The sequence below is a fragment of the Lentisphaera araneosa HTCC2155 genome (genome assembly GCF_000170755.1).
Classification (GTDB): domain Bacteria; phylum Verrucomicrobiota; class Lentisphaeria; order Lentisphaerales; family Lentisphaeraceae; genus Lentisphaera; species Lentisphaera araneosa.
Window position 1 is genome coordinate 191,693 of the sequence record NZ_ABCK01000008.1, and the last position, 18,964, is coordinate 210,656.

Annotated in this window: 15 protein-coding genes; 12 read left to right on the top strand and 3 right to left on the bottom strand. The window is 41.0% G+C overall.

The window, feature by feature from the left end; all coding sequences use genetic code 11:
• Positions 1 to 2: 2 nt before the first annotated feature.
• The 3 genes from glgA (at position 3) to LNTAR_RS10525 (ending at position 4,111) form a co-directional block, all read left to right on the top strand.
• Positions 3 to 1,205, top strand: a complete 1,203-nt coding sequence (glgA, locus tag LNTAR_RS10515) for a glycogen synthase (protein ID WP_007278679.1) — start codon at positions 3 to 5, stop codon at positions 1,203 to 1,205.
• Between the two features lie 104 nt (positions 1,206 to 1,309).
• Positions 1,310 to 3,580 (top strand): LPS-assembly protein LptD, encoded by a 2,271-nt coding sequence (locus LNTAR_RS10520; RefSeq protein ID WP_007278680.1) that lies wholly within the window; start codon positions 1,310 to 1,312, stop codon positions 3,578 to 3,580.
• A 9-nt stretch (positions 3,581 to 3,589) separates the two neighbouring features.
• Positions 3,590 to 4,111 (top strand): hypothetical protein, encoded by a 522-nt coding sequence (locus LNTAR_RS10525; RefSeq protein WP_162026385.1) that lies wholly within the window; start codon positions 3,590 to 3,592, stop codon positions 4,109 to 4,111.
• Positions 4,112 to 4,134: 23 nt separating this feature from the next.
• Here LNTAR_RS10525 and LNTAR_RS10530 read toward each other — a convergent pair whose 3' ends face one another.
• Entirely contained in the window at positions 4,135 to 4,620 is a 486-nt protein-coding gene (locus LNTAR_RS10530) for a hypothetical protein (RefSeq protein ID WP_007278682.1), read from the bottom strand.
• Positions 4,621 to 4,860: 240 nt separating this feature from the next.
• Between LNTAR_RS10530 and lepA the strand changes: the two genes are divergently transcribed.
• From lepA to LNTAR_RS10560, 6 genes are all read left to right on the top strand, one after another.
• Positions 4,861 to 6,666, top strand: coding sequence for a translation elongation factor 4 (lepA, locus tag LNTAR_RS10535; RefSeq protein WP_007278683.1), 1,806 nt, complete (start codon positions 4,861 to 4,863; stop codon positions 6,664 to 6,666).
• Between the two features lie 2 nt (positions 6,667 to 6,668).
• Complete coding sequence (locus LNTAR_RS10540; protein WP_007278684.1) at positions 6,669 to 8,039, top strand: S26 family signal peptidase; 1,371 nt, start codon at positions 6,669 to 6,671, stop codon at positions 8,037 to 8,039.
• A gap of 88 nt (positions 8,040 to 8,127) precedes the next feature.
• Positions 8,128 to 8,583 (top strand): arsenate reductase/protein-tyrosine-phosphatase family protein, encoded by a 456-nt coding sequence (locus LNTAR_RS10545; RefSeq protein WP_007278685.1) that lies wholly within the window; start codon positions 8,128 to 8,130, stop codon positions 8,581 to 8,583.
• 3 nt (positions 8,584 to 8,586) lie between these two features.
• Positions 8,587 to 10,518: a hypothetical protein gene (locus tag LNTAR_RS10550; RefSeq protein WP_007278686.1), complete on the top strand. Its 1,932-nt coding sequence runs from the start codon at positions 8,587 to 8,589 to the stop codon at positions 10,516 to 10,518.
• A 2-nt stretch (positions 10,519 to 10,520) separates the two neighbouring features.
• A complete protein-coding gene (locus LNTAR_RS10555; RefSeq protein WP_007278687.1) occupies positions 10,521 to 11,630 on the top strand; it encodes an IMP cyclohydrolase in 1,110 nt (369 codons plus the stop codon).
• 114 nt (positions 11,631 to 11,744) lie between these two features.
• Positions 11,745 to 12,851 (top strand): prenyltransferase/squalene oxidase repeat-containing protein, encoded by a 1,107-nt coding sequence (locus LNTAR_RS10560; protein WP_007278688.1) that lies wholly within the window; start codon positions 11,745 to 11,747, stop codon positions 12,849 to 12,851.
• A gap of 69 nt (positions 12,852 to 12,920) precedes the next feature.
• Here the strand turns inward: LNTAR_RS10560 and orn are convergent, their stop codons facing one another.
• Complete coding sequence (gene orn, locus LNTAR_RS10565) at positions 12,921 to 13,475, bottom strand: oligoribonuclease (RefSeq protein WP_007278689.1); 555 nt, start codon at positions 13,473 to 13,475, stop codon at positions 12,921 to 12,923.
• Entirely contained in the window at positions 13,472 to 14,449 is a 978-nt protein-coding gene (locus LNTAR_RS10570) for a serine/threonine protein kinase (protein WP_007278690.1), read from the bottom strand. Before LNTAR_RS10570 ends, orn begins: the two co-directional genes overlap by 4 nt.
• 180 nt (positions 14,450 to 14,629) lie before the next feature.
• Between LNTAR_RS10570 and LNTAR_RS10575 the strand changes: the two genes are divergently transcribed.
• The 3 genes from LNTAR_RS10575 (at position 14,630) to LNTAR_RS10585 (ending at position 18,934) form a co-directional block, all read left to right on the top strand.
• Positions 14,630 to 15,148, top strand: a complete 519-nt coding sequence (locus tag LNTAR_RS10575) for an adenine phosphoribosyltransferase (protein WP_040914673.1) — start codon at positions 14,630 to 14,632, stop codon at positions 15,146 to 15,148.
• A 21-nt stretch (positions 15,149 to 15,169) separates the two neighbouring features.
• Entirely contained in the window at positions 15,170 to 17,128 is a 1,959-nt protein-coding gene (acs, locus tag LNTAR_RS10580; RefSeq protein WP_007278692.1) for an acetate--CoA ligase, read from the top strand.
• An 81-nt stretch (positions 17,129 to 17,209) separates the two neighbouring features.
• Positions 17,210 to 18,934, top strand: coding sequence for a Na+/H+ antiporter NhaC family protein (locus LNTAR_RS10585; protein ID WP_007278693.1), 1,725 nt, complete (start codon positions 17,210 to 17,212; stop codon positions 18,932 to 18,934).
• The last annotated feature ends 30 nt before the right edge of the window (positions 18,935 to 18,964 follow it).

Below are 18,964 nucleotides of genomic sequence, written 5' to 3' on the forward strand. Positions count from 1 at the left end.
GAATGAAAAGCCTTTTGTTAACAAATGAGTTTCCACCAAATGTTTATGGTGGAGCAGGCGTACATATCGAATACTTGAGTCGTGAATTGTCCAAGTTGATATCCACGGAAGTTCGTTGTTTTGGTGATCAAGAAGTCGAGGGAGAGAATATTACTGTTAAGGGGCATTCTCCAGAGCTTAATTTTCCTGAAAATGGTGAAGCTAAATTTAAAGGCTTATTTAATACTTTAAATCATTGTCAATCTTTTGCGATGGACCCGAGTGATGCAGAGGTAGTACATTGTCATACTTGGTATACTCATTTTGCAGGTCTTTTATGTCAAAAATTGTACGGCTCAAAATTAGTCGTTACCACTCATAGTTTGGAACCACTTAGACCTTGGAAATCCGAGCAACTGGGACGAGGCTATGATGTTTCTTCATGGGTAGAGAAAACGGCAATTGAATCAGCAGATTTAGTTATTGCTGTATCTAAAGATACGAAAGATGACGTGATGAAACACTTTAATGTGGATGAAGAGAAAGTTCAGATCATCTACAATGGTATAGATACAGAAGAATACAGTAAGACACTCGATCCAGAGCTCATGCGCTCGTACGGTATTGATCCCGATCGTCCCATCGTTTTGTTTGTGGGGAGGATTACCCGTCAAAAGGGGATTATCCACTTGGTAAATTCAATCCCAAAAATTGATCCTTCCGCTCAAATTGTATTGGCAGCTGGTGCACCTGATACACCTGAGATTGAGCAAGAAATGAAAGAAGCGGTTGATCGCGTTAGCGAAAATCGCGAAGGTGTGATTTGGATTTCTGAAATGCTTGACAAACAATCTATTATCAAACTTTACTCGCACGCAGATATCTTTTGCTGTCCTTCAATTTATGAGCCTTTTGGCATTATTAATTTAGAAGCCATGTCTTGTGAAACGGCGGTTGTAGCGAGTGCTGTTGGCGGGATCAAGGAAGTTGTCGTTCATCATGAAACGGGGTTTTTAGTTCCAGTGCATCAGCTTGATGTTGCACCCTATGAGCCTGTTAATCCACAAAACTTTTCGGATGATTTGGCAGAAGAAGTGAATCGCTTGATTGCAGATCCTGGACTCCGTGATCGTATGGCGCAGGCAGGTAGAAAGCGTGCAGTTGAGGAATTTAGTTGGACTTCAATTGCAGAAAAAACTGTGGAAGCTTACAAAGGCTTGCTTTAAGCCTCTTAAAAAGTGATTAATGGGAGTCGGAAAGCGACTCCCTTGGTTAGACAGGAACTGCTTTGCGAGTATCTTGTTAGCTTAGTATAATTAGGGACTGTTTAATGAAACGATTTTATAGCTGGCTTACAGTTTGTATTAGTATAATTTTTTTCACTCCGAGCGAATTAGTTGCTCAGGGACTTTTCAATTTTAAAGGATCGCAAGTCAATGCGGACTCTTCTGAATTTCAGCAAAACACAAAGTTATTTATCTTAAAAAATAATGTTCGACTGAGTACTGGAAAGGGTTTAATAACTTGTAACTATGCTCAGATCAATACAGAAACTTTTGATTTTGAGGCGAAAGGCAATGTTGTTATTACTGGCTTGGAGGCTGGTGATGAAATTAAAGCCGAGCTCGTTACAGGTAATATTAAGACTCGCGTCATCAACCTTGGTGAATACGATGGGAGAACAGGGCCTTGGTATTTGCTCGGTGATAAGGTGGAGAGCAAAGAAGATAAAACAATTACCGGCTACAACGTTAAATTCACAACATGTGACTTAGGGCATTTGGGTCACGAAGAGCATTATTATTGGAAGGCTGGAAAAGTTGTCTATAATGAAGATGGCTCCTATGATGCAGAAGATATCACCACCTACGTTGCGGATGTTCCGATTTTCTACCTTCCTTATTTTACCAGTCATTTAGAAGGTAATGATGGACAATTTAAAATTGTGCCGGGTTATAGTTCTGACTGGGGCGCTTTTTTACTTGTCAGTCGTAAAATCAAAGTAGCGCCTAATACAACGGTAACTCCGATGATAGATTATCGTAAAGAAGATGGTTTTGCGTTTGGTGTAGGTTCAGAGAGTAAAGGGCCCAATCACGAATTTAAATCTTTGTTCTACTACATACCTGAGGGTGATGTAGATAAAGATGATTTGGGAAGATTCGACGAGCCCAGTGATAGGTATAATGTTGATATTTTTCATCGTTGGGATGTGATGGATAAGCTTACATTGCGTATGAAACTTGACTTAGTATCTGATATTGAATATAAAGAAGATTATGTCGAGGGCGGTAGTTCATTTGATAAACAATTTGATTCGTCGATTAATTATTTTGATTTAGAATATTTAAGTGATAACTATTCATTATCACTCGGTGCTAACGCTCGTCTTAATGATTTTGACTCAACTATTGAACGTCTTCCTGAAGTGCGTTATGATTTACCCAGTTATCGTATTGGCAATAGTGATTTTTATTACACTAATGAAAATAAGTTTGGCTCGTATAAGGCTAAGTGGCGCGACTTTGATGATGATTTATCGGACTTGGAAGATTACGAGTCGGCAAGATTTGATAGTTTGCATGCACTTCATTATAACACCAAAATTAATAACTGGTTGAATTTTACTCCGAGGGCAGCTATACGCTTAACTTATTACTCTGATACAAGCGATGGTGAAGTAAGTGATGAAGACCTGTCTCGTTTAATTGGGGCGAATGATCCTTATAACCCACCGGGCTATGCCGCCAATAATTATGATGATGAAGGTGATGATGCTTTGAGATTAGTTGCTGAGATCGGCTATGAATTAAGTTTTAAAGCCTATAAAACCAATCTTGATGTTCAAAATGAATGGATGAATGTCAATGGTTTGCGTCATGTGATAGAGCCCTATATGAACCATAACTATATTCCTTATGTCTCTGAAGATAGAGAGCACCTCTATTACTTTGATGAGACTGATCGGATTGCGGAACAGCACTGGGTGCGTACGGGTGTGAAGAACCGTTTTCAAACGAGAAGGAATGGCCAAATACATAATTTAGTAACTCTAAATACTTGGGTTGACTTTCATTTGCCGAGTGATGAAGATAATGCACGTGAAGGTGTAGGTGACTTTGGTACAAATGTGACTTTTGATCCCCGTGATAACTTATCTTTCGAATCGGATATTATTGTTGATTTAGAAGAAAATGATGTGAATATTTTTTCATTGACTGCAATGGTTGGTGATCCTGATAAGCTTCAATATACTTTAAATTACCTTTATAGAAATGAATTTGAAAGTGATAGTCTATATTCGAATGCATCAACGATGTATAGCTCTGTTTTTTCCTCATCATTTTCTAGGTATTATGAAGAAAAGCAGACTTTGACTGCGGGTGTGCGTTATCGTTTGTGGTTTAATAATTTCCTTTCGTTTAGAGCAAGTTATGATCCAAAGGAAAATGAATTTATTCGTTATATGGTTGAATGGCAACGTCGTTTACATGCTTGGACGGGAGCAGTTCGCTTTGAGGAAAGTCGAGATGAGTATCGCATTATGGTTTATCTATATCTCAATGCCTACCCTGGTAGCAAAATTGGCTTGAAGCAGTAGTTCTTGTCTTTGAGAAAAAAAGATATTCAGATACCGATTTCTCAAGACGTACTTAAACGAGTCTTGCCTCTCTTGGAGGATTCAGAAGATGTTTCTACTTTATTAGAGAAGCTATTAGAGCAAGAAATTGATACACGTTTAGATGCGGGTCTTAATCAGGGTTCAACTCAGCCAGAGCCAGGCGGCTTTGTGTTTCCTGAGATTAGTGAGGAACTCCCCCTCAAACCTCAGTACTCTGATTTAAAGCATATTAATCGCCGAGAAGTTGTGGGCCTCTTAGGGTCCTGTGAGTACTTAGATAAAACTTCGATTGATAAAATTCCTAAAGAGCTTCAGGCTCTGTTAGAGTACGATATTATGTCATCCCATTGGTACCCTCGTGAGGGTTGGGAAGAGTTACTCAATGATTATTTAGATAATGGTTCCCACACGAGTTTAGATTCGTGGATCGAGGTTCGTAAAAAGAACCAAATGGAAGATGAGGCGGCTATGTGGGTGGAACTCAGTAGGCGTTCTTTAGACGACTACTGAGTCAGGTCTATTTAAACTCTTACTTAGAATAAGTTAAAATCTTTTGCTTTGCCCATGAGTTTTTCTTTTTGGTCAGCTGGCATGGACATAAATTTTTTGAAAAGCTCAGCTTTATCAGTCTCAGACATCTTTTCCATCATATCTTTACCCATGCTCATGATATCCTCTTTGGATTTGCCCGCAAAAGAAGCTGGGTCAAAGGGAAGGTCGCCTAAGCCATTGAGAAGGTCGCCAAGGCCATCACTGGCAGGAGCTTCGCCGCCTTCTGGTGAATTTTCCTCCTGGCTACTGAAGCTGTCTGGGCTTGTAGAAAATATTAATTTATCACTTTGTTCCTGAGAATAGATCCCTGCCATCGAGAGTCTGGATAAGATCATGTCGAGTTCGAGTTGGTCTTTTTCGACGATGGCTTGAATCTTATTGAGGGGGAAGGCAACCACATTTTCGGGAAAGCCGTTGTTATTGAGGTTGTTTTGGATTTTTTCGATGAGTGCGTCTTCTGGGTCCATGAGCATAATTCCTGTGGTTTATTATAAAAAGTAGTGCAATATAATGAGTTTTGAAAAAAAGTCATTTGTTTATAGCTGAGCTCATAATTGATTTCAGAATTTATGATAAATGAGTTTGATCTTTATTTGTGTTGAATTGATAGTTAAAACGATTATCCTCAAGGAATTAATTTAGACAAGAATGCCTTATGGTTTTTGTGATAAGTTGCATTCAAAACAAAAAACTTTAGAGATTTATATATGGAAAGAAATAAAATCCGTAATTTTAGTATAATCGCTCATATTGATCACGGTAAATCAACTTTAGCTGACCGCCTTTTACAGATGACGAATACTGTAAGTGAAAGAGATATGGAAGAGCAGCTTCTAGATAACATGGACTTGGAGCGCGAGCGTGGTATTACGATTAAGGCTCACCCAGTTACGATGTCTTACAAAGCAAATAATGATGAAGTTTACGAGCTAAACTTGATTGATACCCCAGGGCATGTTGACTTTGCTTATGAAGTGAGTCGTTCTTTGGCGGCTTGTGAAGGTGCGGTTTTGATTATTGACGCTACTCAAGGTGTTCAGGCTCAAACTGTAGCAAATATTGGCTTAGCGATGAAGCAAGGTTTGACCATCGTTCCTGTGTTGAATAAAATTGATTTGCCTGCAACGGACCTTGCCATGTGCTACGAGCAACTCGAAGAGATTTTGGCCATACCTGCTGAAGAAGCTTTGCTTTGTTCGGCAAAATCAGGTGAAGGCATTCCTGAGATTGTTGAAGCAATTATTGACCGTATTCCATGCCCCCCAGAAGTGGAAGAGAAATCTTTGGCTAGTTTGATTGTTGACTCGAGTTACGATGCTTATCGCGGTGTGGTCAACTACGTACGTGTTTTTTCTGGTGAAGTTCGTGCCAAGGATCAAATTACAATGTTTTCTACCGGTAAGTCATATGAAGTTAAAGAAGTGGGTGTTTTTACTCCGAAAATGAAAGCTTTGGATGTACTTACGGAAGGCTCAGTGGGTTACTTGATTGGGAATATTAAAGATACGGCAGATTCGAAAATTGGTGATACGATTACCTCCAGGATGGAACCCGTGAAAGAGGCTCTGCCTGGTTTTGCTGAAGTTCTTCCCATGGTTTATTCAGGTGTGTACCCAATAGATAGTGCAGATTTCGAAACTTTACGATTGAGTATGGGTAAGTTACAGCTTAATGACCCCTCATTTGTGTATCAGGCCGAGTCGTCAGCTGCCTTAGGTTTTGGTTTTCGTTGTGGCTTTTTAGGTTTGCTTCATATGGAGATTATTCAGGAGCGTTTACGTCGCCACTATGATATGGATATTATTTCAACTTATCCGTCAGTTATTTATCACGTCCACCTAAAAAATGGTGAGATGGTGAAAGTTGATAACCCCGTTTATTTACCGGATCCATCAACAATTGACTATATCGAAGAGCCTGTTATTGCAGCTAATATCATGATCCCTAATGATTATATCGGTGCGGCTATGAGTCTAATTATGGAGAAACGTGGGCTTTGTGAAAATACGACTGCAGTAGACGAGCGACATGTTATGCTATCGGCAAGTTTGCCGCTTCATGAAATCGTTATTGATTTTAATGATCGACTAAAGTCGATGACCAAGGGTTATGGATCAATGAATTACACACCGAATGGTTATCAGCAAGCACCTCTAGTAAAACTTGAGATGAAAGTGAATGATGATCCGATTGATGCTTTTGCTTCGATTGTTCATCGTGATGCAGCAGAATCTCGTGGTCGTAAAATTGCAGAGAGACTAAAAGATGTGGTCCCACGTCAGATGTTTGCGATTGCAATTCAAGCATATGTGGGTGGCAATATTGTTGCTCGTGAGACCATTAGTGCGATGCGCAAAAATGTTACGGCAAAATGTTATGGCGGTGATATCTCGCGTAAACGTAAGTTACTAGAAAAGCAGAAAGCCGGTAAGAAGCGTATGAAGCAGATTGGTAATGTAAATATCCCGCAGGAAGCTTTTGTGCAGGTTCTTAAAGCGTCCACATCGGAGTAAGAATGAGCGATTCTTTTTTTGATATTCTTTTAGTCGTCGTTATTTTTTGGGCGGTCTGGGCCCATGTGCCTTTGACTGCTGCAGTTAAGCGTCATCGAAAGCTCAAAGAATTTATGCGTTTTCTGAAACATGAAACGCGCATGAATGACGATCTTTATCCTGAGGTACTCAATCAAGAATTGCGCGATCTTCGCCAAGAAGTTCACGCTGCACTCAAAGATAAGGCTGCGGATGTTGAGAGGATTGAAGAAAAATTAGATACTGTGCATAAGAAAATTCCCCGTAAAAAGTATGCCGATTGGGGAGCCAGAATCGAAGGTTTCGTGGTTGTCGTGGCTATTGCTTTCGCCTTTCGTGCTGTGATTCTTCAGCCTTTTAAGATTCCTACAAACTCCATGCGCCCAACATTGCATGGGATCAATGTTTATTTAGAGGATGAATCTAAAGTCGAAAAATTCCGTGAGAATTACCTCTACCCAATTTATTTTGGTCGCTCTTATTTTAATGATGATGTGCCAGTGATTGGGATGACTGAGCAACTTCCCGATGGGCGTAATTTTTTAATTAAAAAACTGTTCACGCGTACTTTTTATCGCGTTAATAATGGCGAGAAAAATAATTTCCCAGGTCAGATGATTCATTTAAGTGAGGCTTATGAGTTGTGGTCCAAGTCTAAGTATGCCGGTTCAGGAGATGTTAAAATGAACGGCTACGTGGAAACGGGAGACAACCTTTTTGTGAATCGCTACGTCTACAATTTACGAGAGCCGCAAAGGGGCGATATAGCCGTTTTCGAGACCAAAAATATTACGAAATATAATGGTGAAAGTCTGGGTGGGCAGTTTTATATCAAGCGTCTTGCTGGCCTGCCTGGCGATACTTTAAAAATTGATTCGAATCGCGACTTATACTTGCGTAAACAAGGTGAAGATCAGTTTATAAAAATGGATGAAATCCACCCGGGTTTTGCCAATGTAATGAGCAAGGAAGATGGCTTTAATGGTTATATTCGAGTGCCGCCGAATGAGCGCTATGCATATAGTACAGCCATTGAAAATAAAATCGCTCCTCTTGAAAATCTTGAAGACGGCACAATTAAAGTGACCACAAAAGATGCCACCTTAATCTATAAAGCTGATGGTTTTATGCCTTATTTAATCAAAGCTGAATTTAGCGATGGTTATAAAATGGAGTTCACCGATGATGCTGATATCTTTACTATTGGTGAAGATCAATACTACATGCTAGGGGATAATAGTAATAATAGTTTAGATAGTCGTTTTTGGGCGACAGTGCCACGAGCGAACTTAATGGGAACAGCTTTTGCTGTTTTTTGGCCGTTTTCTAAGCGTTGGGGCTGGGCAGATAAATAGCTCATTTTATCATTGTTCAATGAGGTGAAAAATTATTTTCGCATTACTTTAACTTTTTGTATTTAATAAAATTTAAGAAACAGGATAAATGATGAATATTCTTTTTGTCTGCAATGCAAACTCTTGCCGTAGCCCTATGGCAGCCGCTTTTTTTAATCACCTCTGTACTCAAAATAAAATCACAGGTGTCGCAGCTGTATCTGCAGGGACTCAAGCAGAGGAAGGTGCCCCAGCATCTCAGCTCGCCGTTGCCCTAATGGCAAACCTCGGCGTTGTTATTGAAAACCATATTTCTCGCCGCGTGACAGCCGAGATGGTGAGCGATTGTGAAGCTATCTTTTGCATGGAGAAAGCTCAGCTCAACGAGCTAACAAAAGATTTTCCAGAAGCTAAAGAAAAAGCGCGTCTATTACTGACTTTACTCGATAGTAAATTGGGAGTTGAAGATCCCGTTGGCGGTGATGATGAAATGTATCAGCAATGTTTCCTCAATATGATGCCCGCACTAGCGGAGCTTTCCGACCGGATCATTAGATCACGCTAAAAAATGATTCGCTTAATCCTCCGCGCTTTAATCGCTCTATGTGCTGCCATGGCGGTTTATGTATCTATTTTGAGTTGGCGTGGAGCGAGAGCGAAAGCAAAATATAATCCTGAAAAGTTAGCTCAAATCACTGAGGCAATTAAAAAGCCTCAGCTCAATGAATCGGAAACGATTCCGGCCATTGGTGAATGGCCTGAAACTGAGCTTTTGGCCAATACTTCAGGTTTTAAATTAGCTCTCAGATCATGGCTTCGTGAAAACCCTACAGGGACTGTAGCTTGGGCACTTAGTCTTGAGTCTAATGAACGTAAGTCAGTTGTTTTTAGCGAACTCATCCCTATGTGGATGATGCTATCTCCACAAGAGTGTGGTGAGTGGTTAGTTTCCAACCAAGATCAAGCTTTTGTGGAAGAGGGTTTATTGCGCGCCATCGTCGATCGAGGTAATGTTTCACCCTATCATGGTATCAAATTAGCATTAAGTTTAAAGAAAAGAGAATGGCGAGCTTACACATTAGAAGGTATCTATCTTGTCTGGGTAGAAAAAAGACCTGAACAGGCGGTTAGCTATCTAGAAGATTTGGCGGTTTTGCCCGAGTATGAAAACTTAGTATTATTGACTTTTTCGACTTGGGGAAAAAACGATTTCCCTAAAGCCTATGAATGGATGGCGAATTCCAAAATAAAAAATAAAGACGAACTAATTCGTTTTGTTTATTTACTCCATTGTGAAAATAAGCCGGATCAGTACCTTGATTGGATTTTTAATAGCCTAGAGCCCGAACAACGTGGAGCTTTTTTAAAGACTCTGATGCACAAAACCTTCCCTAAAAAAGAACGCCTTATCTTAGCTAAGGTGAAATCATTATCTAATTACAAGAAAGACTTGTGCTATGGGTGGATTGCGGTCAGTCTAGCAGGTGAAAAAGGACAGAAGTACCAAGAGTTTTTAAATAAAATTCGTTCGACAAAAGAAAAAGAGAATTTTAAAAATCTTACTTATCTTAAAATTGCTAACAAAAACCCTGCGTACTTAATGTCAAAATTAAGTGTTGTTGAATTAAGAGAGTTAGGTGATACTCGCTCATTACTTTTAAAAGAGTATGCGAAAAGACGTCCTGATGATGCCTTTAAATGGTTGAAAAGTGAGACTGCGAAAAACTTGTTGAGAGAGCTTATTTTTTATAGCCAAGATGACGCGGTATCGGGTATGACCAAAAACCTTCAGCTCTCAGCGTACTTTGTCGATAACTTTCCGAGTGAAATCAAACAAAAACCTATAATAGATGGGCTGTTCAACTCTTCTTTTCTTGTTGCCAAAAGAATTTATGATGATTACTTAAGTACTATTAATGATATGTTTTTCGAAATTATTAAGCATCAAATCAAAAAGAAAGGTGTGAAAGTTGCTCGAGGTAGCATTAGAGATCAAAGCTTGAAAGACCTTTATACAAGTGAGTTGCTCATGCATCCTAATTATACCTTCACTCAAGAAAGCCTAAAGCTTTTTAGAGGTATTGAAAATGCGAATATGAGTAAATTGGTGGTTAATTATTTGGCCTGGCAAGTCAAGGGTGAGAATGCCTCTAAGTTTTTAGATTTCGCCGAGAGTCATGACCTGCTCAATTATAGTTTGGTTTCGGTGCTTTTGAAAAAGTGGTCAGATTTTGATCAAGTTAAGGCTAGTAAATGGCTTCATAATCATTCGAATTCATCATGGTATATTGCCGTTTGCGCAAATTACTCTACACACTTAATTCAAAACTCAATTAAAAAATTCATAGAATTCACTAAAGAGATACACCCATCTAAGCGTAACCTTTACATCAATAAATTGACGATTGTTTTTAGCGAAACGAGTCCCGAGTTACTTGCGGTTTTATCGGAAGAGTTTAACGTGAAAAAATATTTACAAACATCAAATAAGGAAAAATAATCATGTCTGAAAAGACTTTATCCAGAAGTGCGTACCTCAATCGCAATGAGGGTTCATACGAAGACCAGCTCGTCATTTGTGGTGCTGACTACACTAAGGTAGATGATCTCCGCTACGGAACTAATCCACACCAAACAGCAGCTTTTTATAAACCAGCTGGTCTTGAGAGTCCCATTGGCGACCTCAAGGTATTGAAGAATGGTAAGAGTGGTCTTTCTCAGACTAACTTAGAAGACATTTCCTATGCTTTGAATATCGTTAAATTTTTTGATGAGCCTACATGTGCAGTAATGAAGCATGTTAACCCTTCTGGCGCAGCAACTGCAGCGAACGTCTATGACGCTTACATTCAAGCGCGCGATGCCGATCCTCGTGCCGCTTTTGGGAGTACAATTGCATTTAATTCAACAGTTGATGAAGCGACAGCTAGAGAAATCATGTCTTCTTTTGTTGAGTGTGTTGTCGCACCTACAGTGAGTGAAGAAGCGATGGCAGTATTCACCAATCCTGATGTAAAAATGAATAAATCAATTCGCATTCTGCAGTGCGGTGATTTAAAGAATTTACCTCGTTACACAGGTGAAGAAGAAGCGCGTCACAATACTTTAAAAACTTTAGCAGACGGTTCTGTTGTAGTTGCAGCTCCTCTCACAACTTCTCTCAAAAGTGTAGCAGACCTTAAGCCAGCTAGCGGTGAAAATAAAGCTTGTGGTTTCCAAGAATCTACAGTTGCTGCTTCTGAGCAAGAGAAAAAAGATTTATTAGCTGCTTGGTACTTCAATATCAACGTTAGATCAAATGGTGTTGTTCTTGTGAAGAATGGCACAACAGTTTCTGTTGGTACGGGCGAACAAGATCGCGTGGGTGCAATTGAGCAAGCCATTGCGAAATTTAAGCTCAAGTACGAAGGTGAAGAAGATATTCAGGGTTCAGTGATGTCCAGTGATGGTTTCTTCCCTTTTTCCGACGGTGTTGAAACTGCTGCAACTGCTGGTGTTACCGCAGTTATTGCTCCAGCTGGATCTTTGAAGGATGCAGACGTGATTAAGCGCGCTAATGAATTAGGAGTGGCTTTATTCCACGCACCTGAGCGTATTTTCTCACACCATTAAACTTTAGCGAATTAAGATTTGATAAAAAACCCAGTTAGCGCTGGGTTTTTTCTGTAAAATCGATAAATTTGACATAAGTGACACTTTTTATTAAAAACTAAAGGTAATGATATCATGAAAAAGCTTCTTTTAAGCTTACTCCTCTCTGTGAGTCTTTTTGCTCAGTCAGGCATTGACAATTCACTCAAATATGAAGTGAAAGCATCCATGAAAAAGGGTGAGAATTTCTTACTCGCTCAACAAAATGAAAATGGCTCTTGGGGTTTATACGGTGGTGTGCCAGCGTACTCGGCACTCTCGATAACCACTCTAGCCATGTCTCCCTCGCGCGATCAATACAAAGAGCAAATTGATAAAGGTGCGAAATATTTAAGTCAGTTTCTTAATCCAGATGGTTCAATTCACGATCGCAGTGAACATGCTTACCCAAATTATACGACCTCACTTTCTTTGATGGCCTTTTACTTTGTTGATAGCAAAAAATATGGTGACGCAATTCGCAAAGGCCGTCGTTTCTTGGTTAAGAGTCAGTTCGGTCCAGAAACAGGTATAGAAGAGGGCGGCATTGGCTATGGTTCTAATATGACAAAGTCTGACTTATCCAATACTCAATACGCACTTGAAGCGCTTTACATCACTGAATCGGTTGATCAAGAGGGTGTGAGTCCCGAAGATGTAAAAGCCACTCGTGAAGCTTGGGCAAAAGCATTGGAATTTGTCGAACGTTGTCAATCATCAAAAGAGAATGATGAAGAGCTCAATATTGAGTGGAAAGAAAGAAACTATGGCGGTTTCCGTTATTCTCCGGATCGTTCAAAAACAGAAGGTCCAGATATGGCCCCTTATGCAGGTATGACTTACGCGGGTGTTAAATCGATGATTTATGCGAAAGTAAGCAAAGATGATCCACGTATTAAAGCGGCAATGGAGTGGGTGAAACGCAACTACACTTTAGATGAAAATCCAGGCCTCAAACTTCAAGGACACTTTTACTACATTCACACCTTTGCAAAAGCTTTACACGCAGCTGAAATTGAAGTGGTTGAAGGTGAAAATAATGCCAAGCACCACTGGAGAACAGATGTTTGTAAAAAACTCCTTTCAATGCAAGCAGAAGAGGGAAGTTGGTCAAACCCTGAAAAACGCTGGCAAGAAAATAACCGTCAGCTCGTAACTGCTTACGCATTAATGAGCCTTTATTACGCAATGGCGCATCAGTAAAGTTTTCGCTAAGCACTAAAAAAAGCCCGTCGTTCGATGGGCTTTTTTTGGTTTGGAGAAGTTTGTGTTCTACAGATCAGCTTTGGGTATGAGGAACTTTTCACGATAAAACTTGAGTTCTTCAATAGATTCAATGATGTCGTCTAGAGCTCGGTGAGAGGTCTTCTTTGTGAAGTATGACTTCTTCTGTCCATACCAACGATTAAAGAGTTCTTTCATGCTTGAAACATCCACCACCCTGTAGTGAAGCACATCAATAATATCAGGCATATGCTTCGTCAGAAACATGCGGTCCTGACCAATTGAATTACCGCAGAGTGGTGCACGACCTTTTTCGCAAAATTCTAAAATGAAATCTCGCGTTTGTCGGCAGGCTTCTTCTTGGCTGACCGTCGACTCTTTTACGGCTTGAGTCAGTCCTGATTCACCGTGGTGTTTTATGCACCAATCATTCATATTATTCATTACTTCGTCGCTTTGATGAATGATCAGGCAAGGCCCCTTAGCGATAATATTGAGTTCACTATCTGTAACTAAGGTGGCGATCTCGATGATTTTATCATTGTCGGGGTTGAGGCCCGTCATTTCTAAATCCATCCAAACTAGATTATTGGTGCTTTTCATTGATTGGCTCTTTCTCTGTTGGGATCTACGAGTAGAGGATCCTCATCTTTTAAAAATCTTAATAAGTCTTGCGATACTTCAAAAGCGGTGGCATAGCGGTCGTCACTTTCGGTGGCCATCATCGTCATAATAATTTGCGCTAGCGCTTCTGGACATTCAGAGAATTCACCTCTTGGGTCTGGTGGAGGATTCTCAATGCGAGCATTCACCACTTCTAGCAAGCCACCGTAGTTAAAGGGAGGTAGGCCTACCACTAAATGGTAGAGTGTACATCCCAGAGAGTAAATATCTGAACGATTATCTTGATAGACGTCAGTTTGAATCATCTCAGGAGAGAGGTAAAAGGGAGTGCCCAAAATATTGCGACTCTCTTGTACCGCCATTTCATGATTGGACGTTAAGCCAAAGTCACAAAGTTTTACTGCACCTTCTTTGGTTACAATGATGTTATGAGGTTTGACGTCCCGGTGGATCATTAGAAAATTGGACCATACGTAATCGAGCGCGTTACAGGCATGAATCATTGCTGCTACCGCTTCTTTCGGTTCCATTTGTACGTAGAGTTCTAAGTACTCACCAAGGTTGAGGCCACTAACATGCTCCATGACGATGTACATAATGTTTTCATGTACACCACCTTCAAAAATACGTACGATATTTTCGTGAACCAGTTGCGATGCCGTTTCGACTTCTTGTAAAAACTCTTGTGAAACGTTGTTGTCATCTTCACATTTAGTGAAAAAAAGCTTTAGGGCGTAGTCGAGACCCGATGGTTTATGCTTAGCTTTAACAACGATAGAATGGCCACCAGCGCCAATGGCTTCGTCGATGATGAAATCACCGAAAACGATGTCTGGTGCATCGTCTAAAATTGCAATATTAAGTTTGTCACAGAAAGAGCAGAAATCTATGCCCCCGCCTTTTGACAAATTTGTCTCAAAAACCCTTCCGCAGTGCTCACAGGAATATGACATTTCTGTTCCCCAAAGTTAAAAAAATGATAAATCCTTTAAAAACTGCCTCCGAGCATCGCCTTTTCAAGGCAGTATGGCTTTACATTAGGAGTTTTTTTCCTACTTTTATGAATGTTTTTTTGCAATTTTGTGTGGTGTCGTTGCTTAAAAATAAAATATAAAATAAATTTAGGTAAGAGAATGAGTGAGGACTTTAGTTCCTGTTTGAGGGATATCCCGGACTTTCCAAGTCCAGGAATCATATTTAAAGATATTAGTCCATTACTAGCTAATCCACAAAAATTCACTGCAGTGATCGAAGCCATGGCGAAACTCGTCAAGGACAAAGAGATAGATTATCTCCTTGGGATTGATTCGCGCGGCTTTATTTTTGCGGCGGCTTTAGCACAAAAACTTAACTTAGGAATGGTCATGGCTAGAAAGCCAGGCAAGCTTCCAGGTGATGTGGTGAGTCAATCCTATGAACTAGAGTACGGTACAGCAACTCTAGAAATTCAAACTGATGCTTTTAAGGCGGGTGATCGAGTATTGATCATCGACGACGTATTAGCAACAGGTGGAACGGCTAGAGCCGCGGGTGACTTAGTTGAAAAAATGGGTGCCCAAACTGCGGGCTTCGCATTTTTTGTGGAACTAGAATTTTTAAATGGTAAACAGGTACTGGATTCAAGTTCAGTCACTTCTTTAGTCAAATTTTAATTACAAAATTGAAGGGATAAAATGAGTAACGATATCGAAGTAACTATGCAAGAGGATAGGCTTTTTGAGCCCACTTTTGAATTCGTCGAGCAAGCACACATCAAATCTAAAGGTCAATACGACGCCATGTACATGGAATCAATTCGTAGCCCAGAAAAATTTTGGGGCGGAATTGCCGAAGAATTCACTTGGAAAAAGAAATGGGATCAAGTTATCAACTGGGACGATGCGCCAGTAGCTAAATGGTTTGATGGTGCCGAACTCAATATTACTGAGAACTGCTTGGATCGTCACTTGGAAACGGAAAGACGCACAAAAGCGGCTTTGATTTGGGAAGGTGAGCCAGGCGACAGCCTCACACTAACTTACGAAGAACTTCACGATCGCGTTTGCCGTGCTGCTGCCATGTTGCGCGAACAAGGCGTTAAAAAAGGCGACCGTGTAACAATTTATTTGCCAATGGTTCCTGAGCTCATGATCTCAGTTCTTGCCTGTGCGAGAGTGGGTGCGATTCACTCGGTGATTTTTGGTGGTTTCTCTTCAGGTGCAATTTTAGACCGTGTTAAAGATGCCGAATCTGAAGTTGTAATTACTGCTGATGGTGGCTGGCGCCGTGGTAAAAAACTTGGCCTCAAAAACATTGTGGATGACGCAATTAACCAAACGGACATCGTAAAAACTTGTATCGTTGTTCAGCGTGCTGAAATTGATCACGAGATGAAAGAAGGCCGCGATATTTACTGGAACGATGTTTACCCAGCAGCTGGAACAGCTTTCGAAGCTGAGACAATGAAAGCTCAGGATCCCCTTTTCCTTCTCTACACTTCTGGTTCCACTGGTAAGCCTAAAGGTGTTCAGCACTCAACGGCTGGTTACATGGTGGGAACTTACACAACGACTAAGTATATCTTCGACATGAAAGATACCGACGTGTACTGGTGTACGGCCGATGTGGGATGGATCACTGGCCACAGTTACCTCGTTTACGGTCCTTTACTTAATGGTGCTTCAATCGTCATGTACGAAGGTGCACCAAACTTCCCTGACCTCGACCGTTTCTGGGATGTTATCGAAAAATATAAAGTTTCTATTTTCTACACAGCACCAACAGCGATTCGCGCATTCATGAGCTGGGGTGACGAGCACGTAGAGAAGCACGATATCTCTTCACTGCGTCTTCTCGGTACAGTGGGTGAACCGATTAATCCAGAAGCTTGGATGTGGTATCACGAGAAAATTGGTGCGTCACGTTGTCCAATTGTCGACACTTGGTGGCAGACTGAAACCGGTGGCGTCATGATTACTCCGATGCCTGGTGTAACGAAGACTCGTCCGGGTTGTGCAACAACTCCTTTCTTTGGTGTCGACGCAGCGATTGTCGATGAAAAAGGCAACGAAGTTCCAGATGGTAAAGGTGGATTACTTGTGATTCGTAAGCCATGGCCTTCAATGTTGACCAATATCTGGGGCGACCTCGAGCGTTTCAAAGAAATGTACTGGAGTCGTTTCGCTGAGCAGGGTTATTACCTCGCAGGTGATGGCGCCGTAAAAGACGAAAATGGTTACATCACAATTCTCGGTCGTATCGATGATGTGATCAATGTCTCCGGTCACCGTCTCTCAACTATGGAACTCGAAAGTTGCTTAGTGGCTCACCCAAGCGTTGCCGAAGCAGCTGTGGTTGGTTTTGAGCATAATATTAAAGGCGAAGGCATTGCGGCTTACGTCATCACCAATACTGGTTTCACAAAAACCGAAGATGATAAGACGGCTTTGAAAAAGTATATCGCAAGTGAAATCGGTGCTTTTGCACGTCCCGATCAAATTCACTTTGCCGATGCACTGCCAAAAACTCGCTCAGGTAAAATCATGCGTCGCGTCTTGAAAGAGATTGCAGCTGGTCGTGATATTGAAGGCGATTTAAGTACTATTGAGGATATCGCAGCCCTCAAAAAACTTGCGGCTTCCGCAAAAGCTTAAGCAATTATCAAAACAGCCTCGGTTCTACCGAGGCTTTTTTGTGTATTCTTTGAATTTAAAATTAGCCATTAGGATGAGATTATGAAGAAAAAAACAGTTTTAGAAGCGATTTTTATAGTCGCCTTCCTACTCTTGGCTTTTGGGATTAGTAAGAACTCTAAGCCCAACGTAGCGATTCAAGAAATTAAGCTTCAACATGAACTTGATGAAAACGAGCAAGCTTACTATACCTATAAGAAGAAAAAAGTTTTCTTAAGTTCAGCTTTGCCTTGGACAGAGAGTGGCTTTACCAAAAAAGATGCCGATCCGACTAGCTTGCCCGAAGAGCAGTTTGTGTACAAAGACCAAGAAGAGGGGCGTCTTTATTACCAATTTAAAAAGGCTTATCACTTTAACTTTTTTAGTTTACTTCCCGCCTTGGCAGCGATTGTACTCTGTTTTTTAACTCGTGAACCCATCGTTTCTTTAACGGTTGGCGCTGCCTGTGGTGCCATAATGATTGGCTCTTACCATTTTCCTGATTACACAGTTGCGATGCTCGCACAAAAAAGCCCCGCAAAAACTTTAGTCCTTTACCTTTGGTTACTTGGCGGACTCTTAGGTATTTGGCAACGCACGGGAGCATCTTTAGCGTTCGCCAATTTCATGACCGAAAAATTTGTCAAAGGACCGCGTTCAGCCAAATTAGTCGCATGGGGACTGGGAGTGGTCTTTTTCCAAGGTGGGACCATTTCTTCGGTCTTAGTCGGAACTTCAGTTAAGCCAGTGGCCGATAAAGAAAATATTTCCCACGAAGAACTTTCCTATATTGTCGATTCGACTTCCTCACCCATTGCCTCGCAATTAGCTTTTAATGCTTGGCCAGGCTATGTCCAAGCTTTCATCTACGTTCCTGGAGTCGCTTTTTTAGCTACGGAATTGGATCGTATTGATTTCTTTTTTAAATCAGTCCCCTTTTGTTTTTATGCCATATTTGCCGTTTTAGGAACTTTTATGCTCAGCATTGAGAAGCCTTGGTTTACCTCAAAACGACTCAAAGCAGCCATGAAACGTTCACGTGAAACGGGTGAGCTCGATGCTCCTGATGCGGAACCTTTGGGCGTCGATGAATTCAATAGTGTGGATATGCCTCAGGATTATAAACCCCATGTCAGTGAGTTTTTACTTCCTCTCTTCACTTTACTGGGAGTCGCGATAGGGACGTATATCGTTTACGATTCACCGGATATTCTTTTGGCATTTGGTTTGGCTTTCGCGCTTTCCATTATTATGGCCGTCTTGAAAGGCATGGAAATTCAAGAGACAATTAAAGCGGCAGTGGGAGGAATGAAGGGAGTGCTCGGCGGTTCCATTGTGCTGCTCATGGCCTTTGTCACTGGAGCGGTGAGCAAAGAAGTAGGGGCGGGCACTTATCTCGTAGAAGTCATTGGTGGCGACGTTTCCTATATGCTTTTACCATTTATCCTTTTTATCATTTCGATTATCATTGCTTTTTCAACCGGCTCGAGTTGGGGGACTTATGCAGTGGTCTTTCCTTTAGCGATGCCGCTCGCGTGGGCAATTGCCAATAGTGGCGCTATTCCTGCGGAATCAGCCATGTTCTTTATGACGATTTGTTTTGCCTGTGTGATGGATGGTTCAGTCTTTGGTGACCAATGCTCGCCTGTATCCGATACGACGGTGCTGAGTTCTATGAGCACGGGCTGTGACCTCATGGATCACGTCAGAACACAGGCGCCGCAGGCAATTTTCGCCGCAGCTTTAGCCTGCATAACTTGGTTCATTTGTTTAACATTTTTTATATAATAAGCCATAAGTATAAGATATTCAGTAATT